Origin of the sequence: Methylophaga sp. UBA4204 (genome assembly GCF_002379485.1) — a bacterium.
In the GTDB taxonomy this organism is placed as follows: domain Bacteria; phylum Pseudomonadota; class Gammaproteobacteria; order Nitrosococcales; family Methylophagaceae; genus Methylophaga.
In genome coordinates this window covers 111,792-114,046 of record NZ_DFTU01000087.1, presented here as the reverse complement: position 1 = coordinate 114,046, position 2,255 = coordinate 111,792, and the positions used below count along the sequence as shown (strand labels likewise).

The window sequence follows — 2,255 nt, the reverse complement described above, 5'->3', positions numbered from 1 at the left end:
ACCTCATCAGCCACCACGGCAAATCCTCGCCCATGTTCTCCGGCACGTGCAGCTTCAATAGCAGCATTAAGTGCCAACATATTTACCCCTTTACCAATTTCCAGAATGCCGTCCAGCACATCGGTGACACTATGGGATTTTTCGTCAAGGGTAAGGGATATATGCTGCATCGCTTCGCCGACTGCGGCGTTTACCTCGTTCGCTTCAACATCTATCTGGGCCTGTAAAGCGCCGACCGTTGAATTTGAGCTATTCAGATAATCACTGGCCCGCTGCAGTTCATTATCCAGCTTGTCAGTACGCTGGCCGATTTCTGATAAAAAGTTTTCCTGAACCTGAAGCGCACGGAAAACCTGTCGTGAAAGCTGGGCGGTTTGACTGCTCACCAATTGCAGGGAACGGTAAAAGCGTTTTTCTGCTTCGGTAAAATGCGGAGTTGATGCCACATCTTCCTGCACCGTGGTACTTGCAATTTGAGTTTCAATGAATTCAGATGAATTAAATAGTCTGCTCAACAATTTCACTGCGGATTCCCTAGTTTAGAGTCAGCAGGAATATGCAATTGTCAGTCCAGCGAATGGATTTACAATATTGAATAGATTGAAATGCTTTAAAACCCTGAGCTTATGGTGCAGCTAAGTTTAAGTTTATGCTGCTAAAGTGTTTGGAGTCATCGCTAATGAAATAAAGTTGCACCACAGTGAAACAGACTTTTCACTCATTATGTGCACATTACATAGTTGGACTTGAAATGACGCTGGCTTTATACGCCTATTTGTTTGATAAGGCGTTTTAGCTCATCCACATTGGAATAATCAAAAACCAGCTTACCCTTTCCATTAGGACGGTGTTTGATACTGAAACCTTTACCTAACTTGTCGGCGATGCGCTGTTCGATTCGCTCGATTTCTTCCAGCGAAGGTTGTGGGACTTCCTGTTTATCTGCCGTGGATGGCTTTAATAATCGACGAATAAGCTGTTCTGTTTCACGAACCGAGAGGCCTTTTTCAACGATTTGTAAAGCTGCCTGGGATTGGCTTTCGCCCTCTAAAGCCAACAGGGTTCGTGCATGGCCCATTTCCAGATCACAGTTTTCCAGTAATTTCTTCACGTCATCATTAAGATTTCGCAGACGCAGTAAGTTACTGATGGTCGCGCGTGACTTACCCACCGCCTCAGCGGTTTGCTGGTGAGTTAATTCAAATTCTTCTCGTAGCCGATGCAAAGCATTGGCCTCTTCCATCGGGTTCAGATTTTCACGTTGGATATTTTCAATCAAGGCCATCGCAATCGCATTGCGATCCGAAACATCCTTGATTAATACCGGAACACTTTCCAGCCCAGCCAGCTTGGAAGCCCTCCAGCGGCGCTCACCGGCAATGATTTCGTAATGCCCACCGTCAATCGGTCTGACCACAATCGGCTGAACCAGACCTTGAGAGCGAATGGAATCGGCAAGTTCTTCAAGAGATTCCTGAGACATATCCATGCGCGGCTGGTATTTACCAGGTTGAATCATGTCCAGCGGAAAATGTTGCAAGCTGTCGTTCAGGTTATTTTCATCCTGATTGACGTCACCTAACAGTGCATCAAGTCCTCTGCCTAATCCTCTTTTTTTACTTACCATGCTGGGAATACCTGTGTGTTAGCTTGCCGCTGTTGCTTTTTTATCACGTCGCATCAATTCACTTGCCAGCGCCATATAGGCAATTGATCCACGCGAAGCCCGGTCATAATTTAACACAGGCAGACCATGACTGGGGGCTTCAGCCAAACGAACATTCCGCGGGATGATTGAATGAAAGACTTTGCCTTGGAAATGACTTATCAACTGTCGTGATACCTGATTGGCAAGATTATTACGTGCATCAAACATGGTACGCACCATGCCAGTCACTTCTAAAGCGGGATTGGCTCGCTGTTTAACCCGTTCAATGGTACGCAGCAGAGAAGTCAGTCCTTCAAGGGCATAATATTCACACTGAATCGGGATCAATACACCTTTGGAAGCCACCAGAGCATTTACCGTAAGCATGCTCAGGGAGGGAGGACAGTCGATCAGGATAAAGTCGTATTTTTCCTTGCTGGACTCCAACGCCAGTCGCAGGCGATGTTCACGTAATTTGATTTCCAACAGCTGGACTTCGGCGGCAGTCAGGTCGGTATTGGTTGGCATTACATCAAAGCCCAATCCTTCCGGACGAATGATGGCATCACTGGCTTTGGCTTCCGCCATAATGACGTCATAACTGCTG

Annotated in this window: 3 protein-coding genes; all 3 read right to left on the bottom strand. The window is 46.6% G+C overall.

Features of this window, described 5'->3' with window-relative positions; translation table 11 throughout:
- The coding region (locus B3182_RS13045; RefSeq protein WP_292753045.1) for a methyl-accepting chemotaxis protein at window positions 1-524 on the bottom strand (524 nt) is incomplete at its 3' end.
- Between the two features lie 239 nt (window positions 525-763).
- Window positions 764-1,627 carry a ParB/RepB/Spo0J family partition protein gene (locus B3182_RS13040; protein WP_292358499.1) on the bottom strand — a complete coding sequence of 288 codons (864 nt, stop codon included), beginning with the start codon at window positions 1,625-1,627 and terminating at the stop codon, window positions 764-766.
- A gap of 18 nt (window positions 1,628-1,645) precedes the next feature.
- Window positions 1,646-2,255, bottom strand: a 610-nt coding sequence (locus tag B3182_RS13035; RefSeq protein WP_292753042.1) for a ParA family protein, incomplete at its 5' end; no start/stop codon positions are given.